The sequence below is a fragment of the Actinosynnema mirum DSM 43827 genome (genome assembly GCF_000023245.1).
In the GTDB taxonomy this organism is placed as follows: Bacteria; Actinomycetota; Actinomycetes; order Mycobacteriales; family Pseudonocardiaceae; genus Actinosynnema; species Actinosynnema mirum.
Window position 1 is genome coordinate 4,189,882 of the sequence record NC_013093.1, and the last position, 25,014, is coordinate 4,214,895.

Below are 25,014 nucleotides of genomic sequence, written 5' to 3' on the forward strand. Positions count from 1 at the left end.
CTAGTCGGTGACGTCGCGATCGGTGACGTCACGGCCGTCGGCCGCCTGGCCTGCGGCCCCGGCCCCGGCCCCGGCCCCGGCCCCGATGGCCCGTCCCCCGGCCACGGCGTCGAGCGCCGCCGCCACGACGGGCCCGATCTGGGCCAGCGACCCCGGTCGGGTCATGTCGTCGTGCCGGGCGCTGATGTCGTGCGAGTGGACGCGCCCGGTGACGTAGGGCCGCCAGTGGTCCGGGGTCGCGGTGTCGCCGCCCCGGTCGACGGTGGAGTTGAACAGCAGCAGGTCGCCCTCGAAGAGCCCCGGCCAGTGCTCCAGCGCGAGCTGACCGTTGTTGATCATGATCTCGACCACGGCCGCCACCTGCCGCTCGTCCAGCCCCGCGAGCGCGCTCCCCCGCTCCCGCAGCACCCGCACCACGTCGTCCCGGCTCATCGGACCCTCGTCCACCTCGTCGGGCGCGCAGTCGAGGATGCCGACGAGCACGTCCCGCTCGGACGGGACCGGCGAGCGCTCGAAGAACTCGACGTCGACCACCGGGTAGGCGTCGAGGATCGCCAGCAGCTCCGTGCGCTCCCCCGCCTCCTGCAGCTCGCACGCCACCGCGTGCGCGATCAGCCCGCCCGCCGACCACCCGAGCAGCCGGTACGGCCCGCTCGGCTGGATCTTGCGGATCTGGTCGGCGTAGTCACGGGCCATCTCCTCGTACGACGAGGGCAGCGGCTCCACCCGCCCCAGCCCGCGCGCCTGGAGCGCGTACACCGGCTGGTCGGACGGCAGGTGGCTGAGCAGCCCGCTGTAGCACCAGCTGATCCCGCCGCCGGGGTGCACGCAGAACAGCGGCGCCCCGGTCCCGGCCGCGCGCAGCGGCAGCAGCACGTCCAGCGCGTTGTCCGGGTCGCCCACGTCCAGGTGCGCGGCCAGCGCGGCGGGCGTCGGGGACTCGAACAGCGTGCGCAGGCCCAGCGGAACCCCGAGCACGTCGCGCACCATCGCCACCAGCCGCGCGGCCAGCAGCGAGTGCCCGCCCAGCTCGAAGAAGCCCTCGTCCACGTGCACCCGCTCGCGCCCCAGCACCCCGGCGAACAGCTCGCACAGCAGCTGCTCGTGCGGGGTCCTCGGCATCAGCCCCTCACCCCGCACCGGCAGCTCCGGCGCGGGCAGCGCGGCCCGGTCGAGCTTGCCGTTCGGGGTCAGCGGCAGCGCGTCGAGCACCACGAACGCCGACGGCGCCGCGTACTCCGGCACCTGCCCGCGCAACGGCTCCACCAGCGCGCCGGGGTCGACCACCGCGCCGGGCGCGGGCACCAGGTACGCGACCAGGCAGGGGTGCCCCGGCCGGTCCTCGCGCACCACGACGGTCGCGCGGGCCACCTCGGGCAGCCGCTCCAGCGCGGTCTCCACCTCGCCCAACTCGATCCGGAACCCGCGCAGCTTCACCTGCCCGTCCGCGCGCCCGACGAACTCCAGCTCCCCGCCGGGCAGCCGCCGCACCAGGTCACCGGTGCGGTACATCCGGGAACCGGGCGCGCCGAACGGGTCGGCCACGAACCGCTCGGCGGTGCGACCGGGCGCGCCCACGTACCCCCTGGCCAGGCCGGAGCCCGCGATGTGCAGCTCGCCCACCACACCCGGTGGCACGAGTCGCAACCCCCGGTCCAGCACCCGCAGGCACGTGCCGCGCGTGGGCCCGCCGATCGGCACCGGCCGCGCCGGGTTCGGCGTCGTGGTCACCCGGTGGTGGGTGGAGTACACCGTGGTCTCGGTCGGCCCGTAGGCGTTGACCACCGTGACGCCGGGGCAGGCCCGCAGCACCTCGGTGACCGCGCCGGGCGCCACCGCCTCGCCGGCGGTGATCAGCTCGCGCACGTGGGCGAACGTCCCGGGCCGCTCGTCGACGAGCAGGCTGAGCAGCGAGTACGGCAGCACCAGCGCGGTGACCCGCTGCCGGGTGATCACCTCGTGCAGCACGGCCGGGTCGAACTCGCCGGGCGGGGTGACGACGACGCACCCGCCGGACAGCAGCGGCACCCACAGCTCGTAGGTGGACAGGTCGAACGCGACGGGCGCGTGCAGCAGCACCCGCTCGTGCGCCCCGCCCCGCCACACCGGGTCGAGCGCCAGCTCCACGACGTCCCGGTGGGTGACGCCGACGCCCTTGGGCGTGCCGGTCGACCCGGACGTGTACATGACGTACGCGAGCTGCTCGGGGTGCCCCACGCCCTCGGGGACGCCCAGGGCGGCGGTCTCCGGCGCGGCGCTCTCCAGCTCGGCGAGGACCTCCGGGGTGAGCACGGTCGTCGCGCCGCTGCCCCGCAGGATCAGCTGCACGCGGGCGGCCGGGTAGCGCGGGTCGAGCGGCACGTACGCCCCGCCCGCCTTGAGCACCGCCAGCAGCGCCACGACCAGCTCGGGCGAGCGCTCCAGCAGCACCGCCACCCGCGTCTCGCGCTCCACGCCCCGCCCGGCCAGCGCGGCGGCGAGCCGGTCGGCGCGGGCGTCCAGCTCGGCGTAGGTCAGCTCGGCGTCGCCGTGGACGACCGCGACCGCGTCCGGGGTGCGCCGGGCCTGCTCGGCGAACAGCCCGGCCAGGTCCCCGGCGGGCGGTTCGACGGGCGCGCCGCCCAGTTCCAGCAGCCGGTCCCGCTCGGCCGGGCCCAGCAGGTCGGCGCGCTGGAACGGGACGTCCGGGTCGGCGGTGACGGCGTCGAGCAGCCGCGCGAAGCGGTCGACCAGAGCCGCGACGGTGTCCCGGTCGAACAGGTCGGTCGCGTACTCGACCGCCCCGACCAGGCCGTCCGGCTCGCCGTCCGGGCGGAGCCGCTCGGCGAGGCTGATCGTCAGGTCGGCCCTGGCGGTGCCGGTGGGCGCGGACTCGTGGCCGATCTCCAGCCCCGGCAGGGCGAAGTCGCCGGACGGCGCGTTCTGCAGGCCGAGGACCACCTGGAACAGCGGGTGGTGCGCGAGCGAGCGGGCCGGGTTGACCGCCTCCACCAGGTACTCGAACGGCACGTCCTGGTTGGCGTAGGCGGCGAGCGCGTTCTCCCTGACCCGCCCGAGCAGGCGGGTGAAGCTCGGGTTGCCGGAGGTGTCCGTGCGCAGCACGAGCGTGTTGACGAAGAACCCGACCAGCTCGTCCAGGGCCTCGTCCGTGCGCCCGGCGATGGGGCTGCCGATCACGACGTCCTCGCCCGCGCCGAGCTTGGTGAGCAGGGCGGCGAGCCCGGCCTGGAGCACCATGAACACGCTGGCGCCCTGCGCGGCGGCCAGGTCGCGCACCGCGCGGTGCAGCCGGGCGGGCAGCTCGACCGGCAGCACGTCGCCCCGGTGCGAGGCGACCGCGGGGCGCGGCCGGTCGGTGGGCAGCTCGACGCACTCGGGCAGACCCGCGAGCGCCCCGGTCCAGTAGGCGAGCTGCTCGGCGAAGCGGCTGTCCGGCGCCGTGGGCTCGCCGAGCAGGTCCCGCTGCCACAGCGCGTAGTCCGCGTACTGCACCGGCAGCGGTGCCCACGCCGGGGCCTCGCCCCGGCAGCGGGCCGCGTAGGCGGTGGCCAGGTCGCGGGAGAGCGGCCCCATGGACCAGCCGTCCGCCGCGATGTGGTGCACCACGATGAGCAGCACGTGCTCGGCGGGCCCGGTCTCGAACAGCTCGATCCGGATGGGTGGCTGCTCGGCGAGGTCGAACCCGCGCCGGGCCGAGTCGAGCAGCGAGCCCGCGCCGGCCGGGTGCACGAGCAGCGGTGGCGGGGCGGGGTCGAGCACGTGCTGGTGCGGGACCCCGCCCTCGTCGCGGAAGACCGTGCGCAGGCTCTCGTGCCTGGCCAGCACGTCGCCCAGCGCGTTCCGCAGCGCCTCCCGGTCGAGCGTGCCGGTGAGCCGCAGGGCCAAGGGCATGGTGTAGGTGGCGGAGGGCCCGTCGACCTGGTGCAGGAACCACAGCCGCCGCTGCGCGAACGACAGCGGCACCCGCTCGGGCCGCTCGACCGGGACGAGCGCGGGCCGCGCCGCCCCGGCCGCGTCGAGCCGCGCCGCGAGCCCCTCGGGGGTGGGCGTCTCGAACAGCGCGCGCACGTCCAGCTCCACGGCCAGCACCGCCCGCACCCGCGACACGAGCCGGGTGGCGAGCAGCGAGTGCCCGCCCAGGTCGAAGAAGTCGTCGTCCACGCCGACGCGGTCGAGCCCGAGCACCTCGGCGAACAGCCCGCACAGCAGCTCCTCGCGCGGGGTGCGCGGCGAGCGACCGGGCCGGGCGCCCGCGTCGGGCGCGGGAAGGGCGGCCCGGTCGAGCTTGCCGACCGGCGTCAGCGGCAGCGCGTCGAGCACCACGAACGCCGAGGGCACCAGGTGCTCCGGCAACCGCTCGACCAGGTGGGCCCGCACGTCGGCGACGAGCCCCCCGGTCCCGCGCCCGGCAGGCGTGGTGGTCAGCTCGCCGAACGGCCGAACCGCACCGCCCCGGTACGGCTCGACGAGCGCGGCCGGATCGGCGAAGACCACGTCCACGACCCCGGCGGCGTCCCCCCAGGTGACCCAGGCCCGCACCCCGTGCGCCGCCGCGAGGGCGTGCAGCTCCTCGGGGTCGACGGCCAGCTCGGACTCGTCCACCCCGAACCAGCTCGACGCGGTCGCGCCCCCGGCCGCGGGCCCCGTTCCCCGCGCGGCGCCGCCCAGCCTGCTGTTCCCCGGCCCGGCGGCGGTCTCCGCGCCCGCCGCGCCACCCGCGGGCAGCGCGCAGGCCACCCCGTCCCCGGTCGCGCTGCCCGCGAACGCCGTCCCGGCCAGCCCGGCACTCTCCGGACCACCCGCGAACGCCGCCTCGACCAGCGCGGTCTCGGCGGTGAGCCGGGCGTTCGGCACCCCGGTGACCCGCACCGGCAGCCCGGCCGCGAGCAGGGCGCGCAGGCCGTCGAGCCCGCGCGCGTCCCGCCACCCGAGCTCGGCCACCTGGATCGGCTCGGTGCGCAGCGGGGTGCGGCGCAGGGTCGCGTCGTAGCGGTGGCGGGTCAGCTCGTTGTGGGCGCGCCCGCGCTTCACCTCCACCACGACCGCGCCGATCCCGGCCGCCTCGCCGCGCAGCGCGGTGAAGAAGTCCGGGTCGACCAGCAGCTCCTCCTCCGCCAGCACCGCCCGCTCGACCGCGCGCCGCGTCCCCGCCGGGTCGCCACCCCCGGCGTGGTGCGCGGCGGCGGCGAGGGCGCGCTGGGTGCGGGGGTTGCGCACGTCGCCGACGAACAGCGCGCCACCGGGCGCGAGCAGCCCCAGCAGACCCCGCAGCACGTCGGCGAGGTAGCCCCCGCCGGGGAAGTACTGCACCACCGAGTTGATCACGATGGTGTCGAACAGCCCCTCCGGCAGCCCCGTGGTGTCGTGCGCGGGCTGGGCCCGCAGCACCACCCGGTCGGCGAGCGCCGGGTCGAGCGCGACGCGCGCGGACAGCGCGTCCACGGCCGCCGCCGACAGGTCGGTGGCCCAGTAGGTCTCGCAGTGCGGAGCCAGCTCGGCCAGCAGCAGACCGGTGCCCACGCCGACCTCCAGCACCCGCCGGGGCCGCAGGTCGCGGATGCGCGCCACGGTCTCGTCGCGCCACTCCCGCATCTGCCCCTCGGGGATCGGCGTGCCGTCGTACGCGCTGTTCCAGCCGGTGAAGTCCGCGCCGAGCGGGACGTCCCCGGACCGGTAGTCGAGCGCGTCGTAGATCTCCCGCCACTGCCCGACGTGGTCGCGCTCGGCGGCGGTGTCGCGCTCGCCGCCCGCGCGGGGCACGAGGTAGGCGACGAGCCGGGTGTCGTCGGCCTGGTCCCGCCTGGCCACGACCGCGCAGGCGGCCACGTCGGGGTGCCCGGCGATCGCGGCCTGCACCTCGCCCGGCTCGACCCGGAACCCGCGCACCTTGACCTGCTCGTCCGCGCGCCCGACGAACTCCAGCCCGTCCGCCCGCCACCGCACCAGGTCGCCCGTGCGGTACATCCGCGAGCCGGGCTCCCCGAACGGGTCGGCCACGAACCGCTCCGAGGTCAGCCCCGGACGGCCCAGGTACCCGCGCGCCACCCCGGACCCGGCGACGTACAGCTCCCCCACCACACCCGGCGGCACCAGCCGCAACCCGCCGTCCAGCACGCGCACCGCCGCGTGCGGCGCCGCGCGCCCGATCGTCGGCACGCCGCTCCCAGGGCTGAGCGGCAGGCTCATGGTCGCGCAGACGGTGGTCTCGGTCGGCCCGTAGGCGTTGATCATCCGCCGTCCCGGAGCCCAGCGCGCCACCAGCTCCGGCGAGCACGCCTCCCCGGCGACGACCAGCGTGGTCGCGCTGATCTCCGGCACGGCGGCGAGCACCGAGGGCGGCACGGTCGCGTGCGTGACCCCCGCGTGGGCGAGCGCGCCGACCGGGTCGGCGGTGAGCACGGCGGTGGCCCCGGTGAGCAGCGCGGTGAACAGCTCCGACACCGAGGCGTCGAAGCTGGGCGAGGCGAACTGGAGCACCCGGTCACCGGCGCCGATCGCGAACCGCTCGACCTGCGCGTCGACCAGCCGCACCACGCTCGCGTGGGTGACCACGACCCCCTTGGGTCGCCCGGTGGAGCCGGAGGTGTGGATGACGTACGCGGCGTTCCCCGCGGCAGGCCCACCAACAGGCGCGGCGCCCCCGGCGTCCACGACCGGGCCGGTCCGGTCCACGACCAGCGCGGGCCGCGCGTCGCCGACCATGGCCGCCTTGCGGGCCGCCGGGTAGGCCGGGTCGACCGGCAGGTACGCCGCGCCCGCCTTGAGCACGCCCAGCACCGCGACCACCAGCTCCAGCGAGCGCGGCAGCTCCAGCGCGACCAGGTCCTCGGCCCCGATCCCGCGCGCGACGAGGTCGCCCGCGAACCGGTCGGCCCACGCGTCCAGCGCCGCGTAGGTGAGCGCGGTCCCGTCCAGCTCGACGGCGACCGCGTCCGGGTGGGCGCGGACCACCTCGTCGAACACCCCGGTCAGGGTGCGCGTCTCGACCCCGACGACCGCGGGCCCGGTGAGCAGGGCGCGGCGCTCGTCGGCCGAGAGCAGGTCCACCCGCCGGATCGGCAGGTCGGACGCGGCCGACACCGCGTCCAGCAGCCGGACCCACCGCCGCACCAGGGTGGTGGCGGTGGCCCCGTCGTACAGGTCGGTGGCGTGCTCGACGTACCCGACGATCCCGGCGGGCGCGCCGTCCGCGTCGAACCGCTCGACCAGGCTGAACCCGAGGTCGAACTTGGCGGTGCCGGTGGGCGCGGGCACGGGCTCGACGCCCAGACCGGGCAGGTCGAAGTCGCCCATCGGGATGTTCTGCACCGCGAGCATGACCTGGAACAGCGGGTGGTGCGAGAGCGACCGGGTCGGGTTGAGCGCCTCCACGAGGTGCTCGAACGGCACGTCCTGGTTGGCATACGCGGACAGCGCGCGCTCCCGCACCCGCGCGACCAGCTCGGTGAAGGTCGGGTCGCCGGAGGTGTCGGTGCGCAGGACGAGGGTGTTGACGAAGAACCCGACGAGGTCGTCGAGCGCCTCGTCGGTGCGCCCGGCGATGGGGCTGCCGATCGCGATGTCCTCGCCCGCGCCGAGCCCGCTGAACAGGACGGCCAGGGAGGCGTGGGCGAGCATGAACAGGCTGGCCCCGGTGCGGCGGCCCAGCTCGACCAGCCGCGCGTGCAGCCCGGCGTCGAGGTCGAGCGGGACCTGCGCGCCCCGGTGGCTCGCCACGGCGGGGTGCGGCCGGTCGGTCGGCAGGGCGATCCGCTCGGGCAGCCCGGCCAGCGCGTCGGCCCAGTGGGCGAGCTGCCTGCTGAACGCGCTGCGCGGGTCGTCGGTGGAGCCGAGGAGCTCGCGCTGCCACAGCGCGTAGTCCGCGTACTGCGCCGGGAGCGGGGCCCACGCCGGGGCCTCGCCGCGGCGGCGGGCCGCGTAGGCGGTGGCCAGGTCGCGCGAGAGCGGCCCGGTCGACCAGCCGTCACCGGCGATGTGGTGCACCACGAGCAGCAGCACGTGCTCGTCGGGCCCGAGCACGAGCAGCGCGGCCCGCAGCGGCAGCCCGGCGGCCAGGTCGAACGGCGCCCGCGCCACCCGCGCCAGCTCGCCTGGCAGCCCGCCGGTCACGCGGGTCACGTCGAGCGCGACGCGGGCCTCGGGCAGCACCCGCTGCACCGGGACGCCGTCGACCTCGGGGAAGACCGTGCGCAGGCTCTCGTGCCTGGCCACCACGTCGTCCAGCGCGGCCCGCAGCGCGTCCCGGTCCAGCGCGCCGGACAGCCGCAGCGCCACGGGGATGTTGTAGGTGGCCGACGGCCCTTCCACCCGGTCCAGGAACCACAGCCGCCGCTGCGCGAACGACAGCGGCACCGGCTCGGGCCGGGGGCGGGCGGTCAACGCGGGACGCGCCCGGCCGGAACCGTCGAGCCCGGAGCCCTCGAACCGGCGGCCGTCGAGCTCCGGGCCGTCGAGCAGGGCGGCGAGCGCGGCCGGGGTGGGCGAGGTGAACAGCTCGCGCAGCGGCACCTCGACGCCGAGGGCGGTGCGGACGCGGGCGATCAGCCGGGTGGCGAGCAGCGAGTGCCCGCCCAGGTCGAAGAAGTCGTCGGCCACGCCCACCTCGGGCAGTCCGAGCACCTCGGCGAACAGCCCGGTGAGCACCTGCTCGCGCGGGGTGCGCGGGGCCCTGCCGGTCGCCTTCGCGACCGGGTCGGGCAGCGCGTCCCGGTCGAGCTTGCCGTTGGGCGACAGCGGCAGGTCGGTGACGGTGACGATCGCGGACGGCACCAGGTGCTCGGGCAGCAGGACCCGCAGGAACCGGTCCAGCTCCGCCACGTCCAGCCGGTCCCCGGCGGGGACGGCGCAGGCGACGAGCCGGTCCCGCCGGACGGTCGCGGCCACCCGCGCCACCGAGGGGTGCGCGGCGAGCGCGGACTCGACCTCGCCGAGCTCGACCCGGAACCCGCGCACCTTGACCTGCTCGTCCGCGCGCCCGACGAACTCCAGCCCGTCGCGCCGCCACCGGGCGAGGTCGCCGGTGCGGTACATCCGCGAGCCTGGCGCGCCGAACGGGTCGGCCACGAACCGCTCCGAGGTCAGCCCCGGACGGCCCAGGTACCCGCGCGCCAGGCCGGGCCCGGACACGTACAGCTCCCCCACGACCCCGTCCGGCACCAGCCGCAGCGCGGCGTCCAGCACGTGCACGCGGGCGTTGGCGATCGGCAGCCCGATCGTCGGCGCGTCGGCGGACGGGGTGAGCGGGCCGCTGGCGGTCGCGCAGACCGTGGTCTCGGTCGGCCCGTACGCGTTGACCATCCGCCGCCCCGGAGCCCAGCGGGCCACCAGCTCCGGCGGGCACGCCTCCCCCGCGACGACCAGCGTGGTCGCGCGGACCTCGCCGTCCACCGAGGCCAGCGCCGAGGGCGGCAGGGTCGCGTGGGTGACGTCCGCGCCGGTCAGCGCGGACAGCGGGTCGTCGACCGGCGCGAGCACCAGCGCGGCCCCGGTGAGCAGGGTGGCGCACAGGTCCCAGAAGGCGGCGTCGAAGCTCGGCGACGCGAGCTGGAGCACCCGGCTGTCAGGGGCGAGCGCGAGCCGCTCGACCTGGGTGGCGACGAGGCTGGGCACGCCGCCGTGGGTGACCACCACGCCCTTGGGACGACCGGTGGAGCCGGAGGTGTAGATGACGTACGCCGGGTTCTCCGGCCGGACGAGCACCCGCGGATCGGTGTCGGGCAGCACCACCGGGTCGGTGTCGGGCAGCACCACCGGATCGGTGGCAGCCTGCGCGACACCCGCGAGCAGGGCGCCCGCCGGGTCGTTGACCACGTCCGGCGAGTCCACGACCAGCGCGCACCGCGCGTCGGCGAGCATCAGCTCGATGCGCGCCGCCGGGTAGGCCGGGTCGACCGGCAGGTACGCCGCGCCCGCCTTGAGCACGCCCAGCACCGCCACGACCAGCTCGACCGAGCGCGGCAGCCGCAGCGCGACCACGTCCTCGGGACCCGTGCCGCGCGCGACGAGGGCGTGCGCGAACCGGTTGGCCCGCGCGTCCAGCTCCGCGTACGTCAGCGTCTCGTCCGCCCCGACGACGGCGGTCGCGCCGGGCGCGCGGTCGGCGACGGCCCGGAACAGGGCGGCGAAGTGCTCGCCCGCCACCGGCTGCGTGGTGTTGTTGCGGTCGGCCAGCGCCCGGTGCTCCGGCCCGCCGAGCAGGTCGACGGCGCGCAGCGGCAGCCGGGGGTCGGCGGTGACGGCGGTGAGCAGCCGGGTCCAGCGGGCGAGCAGCAGCTCGACGGTGCCCCGGTCGAACAGGTCGGTGCTGTACTCGACCGCGCCGACCAGACCGCCCGGCGAGCCGTCCTCGGCGCGCCGCTCGGTGAGGCTGATGGCGAGGTCGAGCCGGGAGGTGCCGGTGGGCACCGGCACGCCGGCGACCGCCAGGCCCGGCAGGGCGAAGTCGCCGGTCGGGGCGTTCTGGACGGCGAGCACGACCTGGAGCAGCGGGTGGTGCGACAGGGACCGGGCCGGGTTGAGCACCTCCACCAGGTGCTCGAACGGCACGTCCTGGTTCGCGTACGCCTCCAGCGCGCCCTCCCGCACCCGAGCGACCAGCTCCGTGAAGCTCGGGTCGCCGGAGGTGTCGGTACGCAGCACCAGGGTGTTGACGAAGAACCCCACGAGGTCGTCCAGGGCCTCGTCGGTGCGCCCGGCGATCGGGCTGCCGATGACGACGTCCTCACCCGCGCCGAGCTTGGTGAGCAGCCCGGCGAGCCCGGCCTGGAGCACCATGAACAGCGTCGCGCCGGACGCGCGGGCCAGGTCGGCGAGCCGGGCGTGCAGCCCGGCGTCCAGCTCGACGGCGAGGTGCTCGCCCCGGTGGCTGGCCCTGGCCGGGCGCGGCCGGTCGGTGGGCAGGGTGATCAGCTCGGGCAGCCCGGCGAGCCGGGTCCGCCAGTGCGCGACCTGGCGGGCGAACTCGCCGCCCTCGTCGCCCTCGTCGCCGAGCAGGTCCCGCTGCCACAGCGCGTAGTCCGCGTACTGCACCGGCAGCGGCGCCCACGCCGGGGCCTCGCCCCGGCAGCGGGCCGCGTAGGCGGTGGCCAGGTCGCGGGAGAGCGGCCCCATGGACCACCCGTCCGCCGCGATGTGGTGCAGCACCACCAGCAGCACGTGCTCGTCCGGCCCGGTCACGAACAGCGCGGCCCGGACCGGCTGCTCCACCGCCAGCACGAACTCGCGCACCGCGCAGGCCCGCAGCAGCGGCGGCAGGTCGGCCCCGGTGGCGTCCACGACGGCCCACGGCACCCGCACCCCGTCCAGCACGGCCTGCGCGGGCACGCCGTCCCGGTCGGGGAAGACCGTGCGCAGGCTCTCGTGCCGCGCGGCCACGTCGTCCAGCGCGGACCGCAGCGCCTCCCGGTCCAGCGGCCCGGTCAGCCGCAGCGCGAGCGGCAGGTGGTAGGCCCCGGACGCCTCGTCGACCTGCTCCAGGAACCACAGCCTGCGCTGCGCGGGCGAGAGCGGCACCAGGGCCGGGCGCGGCCGGGCGGTCAGCGGGGCGCGGACGCCCCCGCCGGACAGCCGGGTGGCGAGCCCGGCGGCCGTGGGGGCCTCGAACAGGGCGCGCAGCCCCGGTTCCGCGCCGAGGGTGGCGCGCACCCGCGACAGCAGCCGGGTGGCGAGCAGCGAGTGCCCGCCGAGCGCGAAGAAGTCCTCGTCGACGCCCACCTCGGGCAGCCCGAGGACCTCGGCGAACAGCTCGCGGAGGATCTCCTCGCGCGGGGTGCGCGGGCGTCGGGCGGCCTCCGGCTCGTCGGTTCCGGGGGCGGGCAGCGCGGCCCGGTCAAGCTTCCCGTTGGGGGTCAGGGGGATCGCGTCGAGCAGCACGACCGAGGACGGCACGAGGTGGTCGGGCAGCAGGTCGGCCAGGTGCGCGCGCAGGGCGCGGGCGGTCGGCGCGCGGCCGGGCGCGGGCACGGCGTACCCGACCAGCCGGGCCCCGCCGGGCGCGTCGGAGCGGGCGAGCACGACGGCCCTGGCCACCTCGGGATGCCCGGCGAGCACGGCCTCCACCTCGCCCGGCTCCACCCGGAAGCCGCGCACCTTCACCTGGTCGTCCGCACGGCCGCCGAACTCCAGCTCGCCGTCGGCGCGCCACCGGGCCACATCGCCCGTGCGGTACATCCGCGAGCCCGGCCCGCCGAACGGGTCGGCCACGAACCGCGCCGAGGTCAGCCCCGGCCGGTTCAGGTAACCGCGCGCCAGCCCCGCGCCCGCCAGGTACAGCTCACCCGGCACGCCGGGCGGGACGGGCCGCAGCGCGGCGTCGAGCACGTACACCGCCGTGTTCGCCACCGGACGCCCGATCGGCACCGGCAGCGGGCACGCGGACAGGTCCGCGGGCAGCGGGAACGCGGTCACCACGTGCGTCTCGGCGGGCCCGTAGTGGTTGTGCAGCGACCGTCCCGGCACGCGCCGCTGGAACTGGCGCAGCGCGCCGCCCAGCCGCATCGCCTCACCGGCCTGGGCGAGCAGGCGCAGCGCGGGCAGGTCCCGGCCGCGCTCGTTCGCCGCCTCCGCCACGGCTTCGAGGACCAGGTCCGGCGCGTACAGCTCCTCGACGCGGTGCCGGTCGAGCCAGTCGACGAGCAGCTCGGCGCTGCGCCGCTGCTCCTCGTCCGGGGCGACCAGGGTCTTGCCGAACAGCAGCGCGGACAGGATCTCCTGCGCGGACACGTCGAAGCTGGTGGAGGTGAACTGGGCGACCCGCGCGCCGACCTCGCCGCCGAGGGCGCGGTGGTGCCAGCGCAGCAGGTTGACCAGCGCGCCGGAGGGCATCACGACGGCCTTGGGCGTGCCGGTGGAGCCGGAGGTGTAGATGACGTACGCCGGGTGCCTCGGGTCGTGCCCGGTCCCGAGCGGGGCGGCGGTGTCGTGCCGGTCGGTGGCGTGCCAGTGGGCGCGGACGTCGGCCGGGTCGTCCAGGACCAGCACCGGCCGGGCGTCGGCGAGCATGAACTCGACCCGCGCCGCCGGGTAGTCCGGGTCGACCGGCAGGTAGGCCGCTCCGGACTTGAGCACCGCCAGGAGCGCGACGAGCTGCTCGACGCCCCTGGGCAGCCGCAGCGCCACGACCCGCTCGGGCCCGGCCCCGCGCCCGACGAGGACGTGGGCGAGCGCGTCGGACCGCGCGTCCAGCTCGGCGTAGGTCAGCTCGACCTCGCCGAAGACCACCGCGGTGGTGTCCGGGGTGCGGCGGACCTGCTCGGCGAACAGCGCGGGCAGGCTGGTGACCGGGTCGTGGTGGGCGGTGCGGTTGCGCTCGACGAGCAGCAGGCGGCGCTCGGCGTCGGTGAGCACGTCGATCCGCCCCAGCGGGCGGGCCGGGTCGGCGAGCGCGGTCTCCAGCAGCCGCGTCCAGCGGGTGGTCAGCGACCGGACGGTGGCCTCGTCGAACAGGTCGGCGGCGTACTCGACCCAGCCGTGCAGGCCCCCGTCGCCGTCGCGCTCCAGCAGCGTGACGGACAGGTCGAACATCGCGGTGGCCGGGTGCACCGGCACGACCTCGGTGGCCAGGCCCGGCAGTGCGAGGCCGGAGCGGGGCACGTTCTGCAGCGCCAGCATCACCTGGAACAGCGGCTGGTGGGACAGGGACCTGGCCGGGTTGACCGCCTCCACGACCCGGTCGAACGGCAGGTCCTGGTTGGCGTACGCGGTCAGCGCGCTCTCCCGCACCCGCCCCAGCAGCGCGGTGAAGCTCGGGTCGCCGGAGGTGTCGGTGCGCAGCACGAGCGTGTTGACGAAGAACCCGACGAGGTCGTCGAGGGCCTCGTCGGTGCGGCCCGCGATGAGCGTGCCGACCGGGACGTCGTGGCCCGCGCCCATCCGGCTGAGCAGGGCGGCGAGCCCGGTCTGGAGCACCATGAACAGGCTCGCGCCGTGCTCGCGGCCCAGCTCGACCAGCCCCCGGTGCAGCTCGGGGCCCAGCTCGACGGGCAGGCGTCCGCCCCGGTAGGAGGCGGTGGCGGGGCGCGGCCGGTCGGTGGGCAGGGCCAGCCGCTCGGGCAGGCCGGCGAGCGCGCGGGTCCAGTGCGCGGTCTGGCGGGCGGCGGCGCTGCGCTCGTCGGCGGGGTCGCCGAGCAGGTCCTCCTGCCACAGCGCGTAGTCCGCGTACTGCACCGGCAGCGGCGCCCAGTCCGGTTCGCCGCCGCGCAGGCGTGCGGTGTAGGCGGTGGCCAGGTCGCGGGCCAGCGGGCCGAGGGACCAGCCGTCACCGGCGATGTGGTGCACCACCAGCAGCAGCACGTGCTCGGTGGGGGCGAGCGCGAACAGCTCGGCGCGCAGCGGCGGGCGCGCGACGAGGTCGAAGCCGCGCGCCGCCGAGGCGGTCAGCAGGGCGGGCAGGTCGGCGTCCACCGCGCGCACCGGCAGGTCGGGGCGGAACGGGTCGAGCACGACCTGGTGGGGAACGTCGCCGTGCGCCGGGTAGACCGTGCGCAGCACCTCGTGCCGGGTGACCAGGTCGCCGAGGGCGGCTTCGAGCGCGGCCCGGTCCAGCTCGCCGGTGAGCCGCCAGGCCAGCGGGATGTTGTAGGTGGCGGAGGGGCCTTCGAGCTGGTGCAGGAACCACAGCCTGCGCTGCGCGGACGACAGCGGCACCACGTTCGGCCTGGGCGCGCTGGTCACGGCGGGGCGGGCCCGGTCGGCGTCGTCGAGCACGGCGGCGAGCCCGGCGACCGTCGGGGAGCCGAACAGGGCGCGCAGGTCGAGCTCGACGCCGAGCGCGGAGCGCACCCGCGACACCAGCCGGGTGGCGAGCAGCGAGTGGCCGCCGAGCGCGAAGAAGTCGTCGTCCGCGCCGACCTCGGCCACGCCCAGCACCTCGGTGAACAGCTCGCACAGCACCCGCTCCCGAGGGGTGCGGGCGGGGCGGCTGCGGCGGGTCGGGGCGGGGGACGGCGCGGGCAGGGCCTTGCGGTCGAGCTTGCCGTTGCCGGTCAGCGGGATCGCGTCGAGCGCGACGAACACCGAGGGCACCATGTGCCGGGGCAGCCGGTCGGCCAGGTGCGCCCGCAGGCGCTCGGGGTCGTGCTCGCTCCCGGCGGCGGGCACGGTGTAGGCGACCAGCCGGGTGTCGTCGGCGCCCTCGCGGCGGGCGGTGACGGCGGCCTGCGCGACGTCCGGGTGCGCGCCGAGGGCGGCCTCGATCTCGCCCAGCTCGATGCGGAAGCCGCGCACCTTCACCTGGTCGTCGGCGCGGCCCGCGTACTCCAGGCCGCCGTCCGCGCGCCACCGGGCGAGGTCGCCGGTGCGGTACATCCGCTGGCCCGGCTCGCCGAACGGGTCGGCGACGAACCGGGACGCGGTCAGACCCGGCCGGTTCAGGTAGCCGCGCGCGAGCCCCGCGCCCGGCACGTACAGCTCCCCCACCACACCTCGCGGCACGGGCGAGAGCGCGTGGTCGAGCACGTACGCGCCCAGGTCCGGGACGGGGGCGCCGATGGCGCTGCCGGGGTCGGCGGCCCGCGCGCGGTCCAGCGGCAGGTGGGTGACGTGCACCGTGGTCTCGGTGATGCCGTACATGTTGACCAGCGCGGGAGCGTCGTCGGCGTGCCGGGAGTACCAGCCCGCCAGCCGGGTGGGCTCCAGTGCCTCGCCGCCGAACACCACGTACCGCAGCGCGTCCAGCGCGGTCGGGCGCTCCCGTTCGGCCCGGTCGAGCTGGTGGAACGCGGACGGGGTCTGGTTGAGCACGGTGACCCGCTCGCGCTCCAGCAGCTCCAGGAAGCGCTCGGGCGAGCGGCTGGTGCCGTGCGGCACCACGACGAGCCTGCCGCCGTGCAGCAGGGCGCCCCACAGCTCCCACACCGAGAAGTCGAAGGCGTAGGAGTGGAACAGGGTCCACACGTCCCGCTCGCCGAACGCGAACAGGTGGTCGGTGGCCTCGAACAGCCGCACCACGTTGGCGTGCGGCACGACGACGCCCTTGGGCGTGCCGGTGGAGCCGGACGTGTAGATCACGTACGCCGCGCAGGCCGGGTCGACGCGCGCCGGGGGCGCGGTGGTGGGCGCGGCGGCCAGCAGCTCGGCGGTGCGCTCGGCGGCGAGGTCGAGCCCGCCCTCCCCCACCAGCAGCACGGGCGCGGCGTCGGCGAGGGTGGCCGCGACGCGCGCGGCCGGGTAGTCCGGGTCGATCGGCAGGTAGGCGGCCCCGGTCTTGAGCACGGCGAGCACCGCGACGACCAGGTCGAGCGAGCGCGGCAGCACCAGCGCGACCAGCCGCTCCGGTCCGGCCCCGCGCGCGGCCAGCAGGTGCGCCAGCCGGTTCGCGCGCTCCTCCAGCTCGCGGTAGGTCAGCTCGCGGCAGGTCGGCTCGGCCCCGTCCGAGGTGACGGCGACAGCGTCGGGCACGAGCGCGGCCCGCGCGGCGAACAGCTCGTGCAGCGCGGCCCTGGGCGCGGCCACCGGTTCGGGTCGGCGCGGCAGCTCACACCGCTCGGTCGCGGTGAGCAGGTCGACCCGGCCGATCGGGCGGGCCGGGTCGGCGGTCACGGCGGCGAGCAGCCGGGCCCAGCGGGCGACGAGCTCCTCGACGGTGGACCGGTCGTACAGGTCGCTGGAGTACTCCACGAACCCGCCGAGCCCGGCGGGCGCGCCGTCGGCGTCGTGCCGCTCGGTCACCGAGAAGATCAGGTCGAGCTTGGACGTGGTGGTCGTGATCGACAGCGGGGACGCGGTCAGCCCGTCCGGGGCGAAGTCGGCGCGCGGCGCGTTCTGGAGCACGAGCATGACCTGGAACAGCGGGTGGTGCGCGAGCGAGCGCGGCGGGTTGAGCACCTCCACCAGGTGCTCGAACGGCACGTCCTGGTGCGCGTACGCGGCCAGCGCGCGCTCCCGCACCCGGCCGAGCAGCTCGGTGAAGCTCGGGTCGCCGGAGGTGTCGGCGCGCAGCACGAGGGTGTTGACGAAGTAGCCGACGAGGTGGTCGAGCGCCTGGTCGGTGCGCCCGGCGATGAGCGTGCCGACGGGGACGTCGTGGCCCGCGCCGAGCCGGGTGAGCAGGGCGGCGAGCCCGGCCTGGAGCACCATGAACAGGCTCGCGCCGTCCCGGCCCGCCAGGTCGCGCAGGGCGCGGTGCAGCTCGCCGGGCAGGTCGATCTCGACGAACCCGCCCCGGTGCGAGGCGATCGGGGGGCGCGGCCGGTCGGTGGGGAGCTGGAGCACCTCGGGCAGCCCGGCGAGCGCACTGGTCCAGTGCGCGGCCTGGCGGGCGGAGGAGCTGGTCGGGTCGGTGTGGTCGCCCAGCAGCCGGTGCTGCCACAGCGCGTAGTCCGCGTACTGCACGGGCAGCGGCGCGAAGTCGGGGGCGTGGCCGCGCAGGCGTGCGGTGTAGGCGGTGGCCAGGTCGCGGGCCAGCGGGCCGAGGGACCAGCCGTCACCGGCGATGTGGTGCACCACCAGCAGCAGCACGTGCTCGTCGGGCGCGAGGGCGAACACCTGGGCGCGCAGCGGCAGCTCGGTCTCCAGGTCGAAACCCCTGGTCGCGGCGGCGGTCGCGGTGGCGGCCAGGTCGCACTCGGCCACGGGCGACACCGGCACGCGCGGGCGCGGGGGCGCGTCGAGCACGAGCTGGTGGGTGGCTCCGCCGGTGTCGGGGAACAGGGTGCGCAGGCTCTCGTGCCTGGCCAGCACGTCGGCGAGCGCGGCCTCGAGCGCGGGCAGGTCCAGCGCGCCGGTGAGCCGCCAGGCCAGCGGGATGTTGTAGTTCGCGCTCGCGCCCTCCAGCTGGTGCAGGAACCACAGCCTGCGCTGGGAGAACGACAGCGGCACGCGCTCGCCGCGCTCCTGCGGGGTCAGCGCGAGCCTGGCCCGGCCCGCGCCGCCGAGCACGGCCGCCAGCCCCGCCGGGGTGGGGCTCTCGAACAGGGTGCGCAGCTCCAGCTCCACGCCGAGGGTGGCGCGCACCCGCGACACGAGCCGGGTGGCGAGCAGCGAGTGGCCGCCCAGGTCGAAGAACCCGTCGTCCACGCCGACGCCCGCCACGCCCAGGACCTCGCCGAACAGCTCGCACAGCAGCTGCTCCTGCGGGGTGCGGGCGGCGCGCCCGCCGACGAGGGCGGCCTCGGGCTCGGGAAGGGCCTTGCGGTCGAGCTTGCCGTTGCCGGTCAGCGGGATCGCGTCGAGCGGCACGAACGCGGCGGGCACCATGTGCGCGGGCAGCCGCTGCGCGAGGTGGGCGCGCAGGGCGTCGGGGCGCGGGTGGGCGCCGGCGACAGCGACGGTGTAGGCGACGAGCCGGGTGTCGTCGGCGCGGTCCTGCCTGGCGACGACGGCGGCCTGCGCGACCTCGGGGTGCTCGGCGAGCGCGGCCTCGATCTCGCCCAGCTCGATGCGGAAGCCGCGCACCTTCACCTGGTGGTCGGCGCGGCCCAGGAACTCCAGCGCGCCGTGGCGGTTGCGGCGGGCGAGGTCCCCGGTGCGGTACATCCGCTGGCCCGGCTCGCCGAACGGGTCGGCGACGAACCGGGACGCGGTCAGGCCCGGCCGGTTCAGGTAGCCGCGCGCGAGGCCGGCGCCGGAGATGTGCAGCTCGCCGGTGACACCGGTCGGGACGGGCTTGAGCCGGGCGTCCAGGACGTGGGCGCGCAGGTCGGGGATGGCCGCGCCGATGTCGCTGGGCGCGCCGGGGACGGCGCGGGAGCGGTCGAGCGCGGTGTGCGTGACGTGCACCGTGGTCTCGGTGATGCCGTACATGTTGACCAGCGCGGGAGCGTCGTCGGCGTGCCGGGAGTACCAGCCGGCCAGGCGGGGCAGGTCGAGCGCCTCGCCGCCGAACACCACGTGGCGCAGGGCGTCCAGGGCGGTGGGGCGCTCCCGCTCGGCCCGGTCGAGCTGGTGGAACGCGGACGGGGTCTGGTTGAGCACGGTGACGCGCTCGCGCTCCAGGAGTTCCAGGAAGCGCTCGGGCGAGCGGCTGGTCTCGTGCGGGACGACGACGAGCCTGCCGCCGTGCAGCAGCGGGCCCCACAGCTCCCAGACGGAGAAGTCGAAGGCGTAGGAGTGGAACAGGGTCCACACGTCGTGCTCGTCGAAGCCGAACCAGTGGTCGGTGGCGTCGAACAGGCGCACGACGTTGGCGTGCGGGACGACGACGCCCTTGGGGTTGCCGGTGGAGCCGGACGTGTAGATCACGTACGCCGCGCACTCCGGGTGGACGGCGACGGCGGGGCGGGTGGGGTCGAGCGCGGCCCAGTCGACGGCGTCCAGGTCGAGCGCGTGCTCCTGGGCGCTCGCGCCCGCGGTGACCAGCAGGGCGGGGCGGGCGTCGTCGAGCAGGAACGCCACGCGGGCGGCCGGGTAGCCGGGGTCGACCGGCAGGTACGCCGCGCCGGACTTGAGCACGGCGAGCACCGCGACGACCAGGTCGAGCGAGCGCGGCAGCGACAGGGCGACCAGCCGCTCCGGTCCGGCGCCGCGCTCGATCAGCAGGCGCGCCAACCGGTTCGCGCGGGCGTCCAGCTCCGCGTAGGTCAGGGACTCGCCGTCGCAGGTGACGGCGACGGCGTCCGGGGCGCGGTCGGCGCGCGCCTCGAACAGGGTGTGCAGCGCGCCGCGCGGGCGGTGGGTGACCGGCGGGGTGGTGGCGCGTTCGGCGGCGGTGCGCACGTCGAACGCGCTCAGCCGCCTGCCGGGGTCGGCGACGACCTGGCGCAGCAGGTCGAGCCAGCGGCGCACGAGCAGCTCGGCGGTGTCCGGGTCGAACAGGTCGGCGCTGTACTCGGCGCTGCCGGTGACGCCCGAGGGCGCGCCGTCGGCGGTGGTGGTCTCGGTGAGGATCAGGCTCAGGTCGCACTTGGCGGTGCCGGTGTGCACCAGCTCGGCGACGCCGGTCAGGCCGGGCGGGTCGAACGGGCCCAGCGGGTCGTGCTGGAGGGCGAGGAGGGTCTGGTAGAGCGGGTTGTGCGCGAGGGAGCGGGTCGGGTTGAGCGCCTCCACCAGGCGCTCGAACGGCACGTCCTGGTGCTCGTAGGCGGCCAGCGCGGTCTCGCGCACCCGGTCGAGCAGCTCGGTGAACGTCGGGTCGCCGGAGGTGTCGGCGCGCAGCACGAGGGTGTTGACGAAGAACCCGACGAGGTCGTCGGCGGCGGTGTCGGAGCGGCCCGCGACCGGGGTGCCGATCGGGATGTCCCGGCCCGCGCCGAGCTTGTCCAGCAGGGCGGCGAGCGCGGCCTGGAGCACCAGGAACAGGCTCGCGCCCCGGTCGAGCGCCACGGCGCGCAGGCCCCGGTGCAGGTCGGCGGGCAGCACGACCGGCACGACGCCGCCGAGGTGGCTGGTCGTGGTGGGGCGGGGCCGGTCGGCGGGCAGGTCGAGCACCTCGGGCAGCCCGGCGAGGGCGCGCCGCCAGAACGCGAGCCCCCGCGCGGCCCGGCTGTCCGGGTCGGCCTCGTCACCGGCGGCCTCGGCCTGCCACAGCGCGTGGTCGGCGTACTGCACCGGCAGCGGCGCCCAGTCCGGGGCCGCGCCGCGCAGCCTGGCGGCGTAGGCGGTGGCGACGTCGCGGGAGAGCGCTCCCATCGACCAGCCGTCGGAGGCGATGTGGTGCGCCACGAGCAGCAGCGCGTGCTCCTCGGGGCCGGTGGTGAACAGCTCGGCGTGCAGCGGGACGTCCGAGGCGAGGTCGAACCCGTGGCGGGCGGAGGCGGCGAGCAGGTCGGGGAGGGCGTCGGCGGTGGTGGCGGTGACCGGCAGCGGCAGCGGGGCCGGGGGCAGCACGTGCTGCACGGGTTCGCCGTCGACGAGCGGGAAGACCGTGCGCAGGCTCTCGTGCCTGGCGACCACGTCGCCGAGTGCGGCGCGGAGCGCGTCCCGGTCGAGCACGCCGGTGAGCCGCAGCGCCAGGGGGATGTTGTAGGTGGCGCCCGCGCCTTCGACCTGGTGCAGGAACCACAACCGGCGCTGCGCGGGCGAGAGCGGCACCCGCTCCGGCCGGGGCCGGGGCCGCAGCGGGGCGCGGGCCGGCGCGGCGGCGTCGACGCGCAGGGCGAGCGCCTCGGGCGTCGGCGCGTCGAACAGGTCGGCGAGCCCGAGCTCGACCCCGAGCGAGGCCCGCACGGCGGCGACCAGCCGAACGGCGAGCAACGAGTGCCCCCCGAGCGCGAAGAAGTCGGCATCGGCCGCGACCGCCGCGACCCCGAGCACCTCGCCGAACAACCCGCACAGCACCCGCTCCCGCTCGTTGCGGGGCGGACGCCCTTCGCTGACCTCGGCGCCGACGTCGGGCAGGGCCCTGCGATCGAGCTTGCCGCTGGTGGTGAGGGGAAGCGCGTCGAGCACGACGAACACCGAGGGGATCATGTGCTCGGGGAGGCGCTCACGCAGGTGGGCCCGCAGGGCTGCGGGGTCGGGCACGGCGTCGGAGGCGGCGGTACCGGCAGCGGTGAGGCCAGGCGCGGGGGCGCTCAGCGCGGCGGTGCCGGGCGTGGCGGCGGTGTTGGGCGTGGCGGCGGTGTTGGGCGTGGCGGCGGTGTTGGGCATTGCAGGGGTGTTGGACGCAGGGGTGTCCGGTGCTGCAGTGCCCTGCGCTGTGTCCGCGTGCACCAGGTAGGCGGCGAGGTGGTTGGCGCCGCCGCGGTGGCGGACGACCACGGCGGCCCGTGCGACGCCGGGGTGTTCGAGCAGGCGCGCCTCGATCTCGCCCGGTTCGACCCGGAAGCCGCGCACCTTGACCTGGTCGTCGGCGCGGCCGAGGTGCTCCACATCGCCGGTGCCGGTGCGCCGCACGAGGTCGCCGGTTCGGTACATGCGCTGGCCGGGAACGCCGAACGGGTCGGCGACGAAGCGCTCTGCGGTCAGGGCCGACTGTCCGAGGTAGCCGCGTCCCACACCCGCGCCCGCGAGGTACAGCTCCCCCGGCACGCCGGGGGGCGAGGGCTGGAGGGCGCTGTCGAGCACGAGCGCCCGCACGTGCCCGATCGGCCGCCCGATGACCGGCCTGGCCGAGTCGGCGAGGTCCGCGGTGGTGGCGTCGACGGCGCACTCGGTGGGGCCGTAGTGGTTGACCGCGCGCACCCCGTCGACCGCGCGCAACCTGCGCCACAGCTCCTCGGGCACCGCCTCACCACCCGCGACCACCACCGAGGGCCGCCGCTCGGGGTCGTCCAGCAGACCCTTCGCCACCAGGACGCGCAGGTAGGACGGCGCGGACTCGACGAAGTCGAGCCGCTGGGCGGCGACGTGCGCGACGCAGGCGGCGGGGTCGGTCCAGGTCGTGTGGTCGACCACGTGCAGCTCGTGCCCGGCGAACAGGCACGCGAGCTGGTCCCAGGTGGCGTCGAAGGACGTCGACGTGCTCCAGGCGACCCGCAGCGGGCGCGCGGACGTGGCGAAGAGGGTGGCCCGGTGGTGGACGAGGAGGTTCGCGAGGGCGCCGTGGGTGATCACGACGCCCTTGGGGCGACCGGTGGAACCCGAGGTGTGCAGCGCGTAGGCGGCATGACGTGGGTCGGCGGGGAGGGAGGTGGGCGCGAGGGAGCTGGTCTCGCGTGAGGTGGGGGCGGGCGGGGTGGTCTCGCGTGAGGTGGGAGTTGGGGAGGTGGTGTCGCGTGAGGTGGCGGCGGCGTTGTGGCGGCGGGCGGCGGGGACGGTGAAGGTCTGCTGCCTCAGGGCGACGGCGCCGGTTCCGGCGTGAGTGCGCTCCTCCGGGCTGGTGGCCTCGTTCCGGGGCTGCTTGGCGCTTCCCTGGGCAGCGGACTCGGACTCGGGCACAGGCATGGGTGCGGGCACCGGCTCGGGTGCGGGCTCGGGTGCGGGCTCGGGCTCGGGCTCGGGCTCGGCCAGGAGGTCGGCCACGAGCGAGGAGTTCGTGGGCAGCACGCCTGCGAGGTCGCGTGCGGTGGTGGCGTCGGTGAGCACCAGGGCCGGGCGGATGTCAGCGAGCAGGTCGGCGATCCGGGCGGGTGGTTGGGCTGGGTCGAGCGGGGCGCAGGCCGCGCCGCGCTTGAGGACGGCCAGCAGTGCGGTCGCCAGGTCGGCCGACCTGGGCATGGCCAGTGCGACGAAGTGCTCTGCCCCGATGCCGTGCGCGTGCAGGGCGCGGCTGAGCCGTTCGGCGCGCACGTCGAGTTCGGCGTAGGTCAGGGTGGTGTCGCCGTGCACGACGGCGACCGCGTCCGGTGTCGTCGCGACCTGTTCGGCGAACAGCTCGGCAGGGGTTGTCGTGGCGGCAGGGGTTGTCGTGTCGGCAGGGGGTGTCGTGTCGGCAGGGGGTGTCGTGGCGGACTCGGCGGGCGGTGGCGCTGCGGGGCCCGGTACGACGAGGCCGGTGGGGGTCACCGTCGCGGGGCCGGGTTGGGACGGCAGCGCGAAGGCGGTGGGGGTGAGGCTCACTCGGCCGATCGGGGTGTCCGGGGTGATCGGGACGAGGTTGGCCACCAGTGCGGCCAGGCGGGCGCGGTGGGCCTCGGCGCGGTGTTCGACGGGGGCGTCGGCCGTCGCGTGGACCTCCACGCACGGCTTTCCGTCGTCCCAGGCCAGGAGGCTCAGGGTGGGGCCGAGGCTGGTGGACAGGGCGTGCGCGGTGACCGGGTGGCCCGCGAAGCCCGCCGCCGGGCGGAAGGGCATGATGTTGACGACCGCGTGGAACAGGGCGTCCACGCCCAGGTCTCGGTGCAGGTCCTCGTAGCGGTAGCGCTGGTGGGGCAGTGCGGCGGTCATCTCCCGCCTGGTGTTGGCGACCAGGTCGCCCCAGCGGGTGTCCGGGCGCACCGCCAGGCGCAGCGGGACCACGTTGGCCGCCACGGCGATCGAGTCCGCGAGCAGGGCGTCGCCCCTGGGGCGGCCGGACACGACGAGACCGAGCACGACGTCCCGCTCGCCGGTGAGGCGGTGCGCGTACAGGGCGGTGGCGGCGACGAGCGCCCGTGTCCAGGTGACGCCGGACCGCCTGCCCACGTCCGCCAGGCCGGCCACGTCGCCGAGGTCGACCGAGCGGACCACGGCCCTCGGGTCGCCCGCCGGTGTCGTGAGGTCCGGCGGGGCCGCCAGGTGGCTCGTCCAGTGCGCGCGGTCCTCGGCGGCGCGGCCCGAGGACCGGTAGGCCAGGTCGTGCGCCACGACCTCGCGCAGCGGGGCGACGACCGGCTCGGACGGCAGGCCCTCGGCGAGCGCGGCGCAGGCCTCGCCGACGCGCCTGCTGAGCAGCCGGTAGCCGAAGCCGTCGGTGACGAGGTGGTGGTAGCCCTGGTACCACACGAAGTTCTCGTCGGAGAGCTTGATCAGGGCGTACGCGAACAGCCGGTCGTGGGCGAGGTCGATCGGGCGCTGCAGGTGGCGGCGGGACCAGTCGAGCGCCGCCGCGCGCGGGTCGGGCTCGGCGGAGAGGTCCAGGGTGGTCAGCTCCCAGTCCCGGTCGCGGCGCTCGACCTGCACCGGGCCGTCCGGGCCCTCGACCACCCGGACGTGCAGCACGTCCGCCGCGTCCACGACCAGGCGCAGCGCCCGCTCGAACACCACCGGGTCGACCGCGCCGTGGATCTCCAGGCACTCCCCGATCCGGTAGGACGGGATCGGGCCGCCGGCGCGCTGCTCGGCGAACCAGATCTCGCGCTGTGCCGTGGTGAGGGGGACGACGGCGCCATCGGGCCGGGACATGGCGGAACCTTCCGGGTGTTCGCGGGGGAGCGTGTGGGAGGACTGGGTCGGCGACCACCACCCGACCCGCCCGGACCCGTGGTGGGGACCGCGCGGACCCGCGTGGCCCCTGGTGGACCCACCTGGTGCGGAGGTTCCGGGGCGGAGGCGGTCGGCCTCGGGGCCGTCGCCACCGGGCTCACGGGGTGCGCGCCGAGCTGGTGCACGTCGAGCGGGTGCGCGACGACCTGTGAGCGCCGATCAGGCGGAGGGGCGGGAGTGGTGGGGCCCTGCGGCGGGGTGGGACCAGCCGTGGACCGGGGACAGCGGCGGACCGGGGGCGGAGCATCGGAAACAGCGGTTGATCAGGGGCGGCGGTGGACCGGGACCCGGTCAGAG

The 25,014-nt window shown here is 76.5% G+C and carries 1 protein-coding gene; it reads right to left on the reverse strand.

Annotation, left to right across the window (positions count from 1 at the left end):
• Window positions 1-24,636, reverse strand: a complete 24,636-nt coding sequence (locus tag AMIR_RS17950; protein ID WP_015802379.1) for a non-ribosomal peptide synthase/polyketide synthase — start codon at window positions 24,634-24,636, stop codon at window positions 1-3.
• Between the last annotated feature and the right edge of the window lie 378 nt (window positions 24,637-25,014).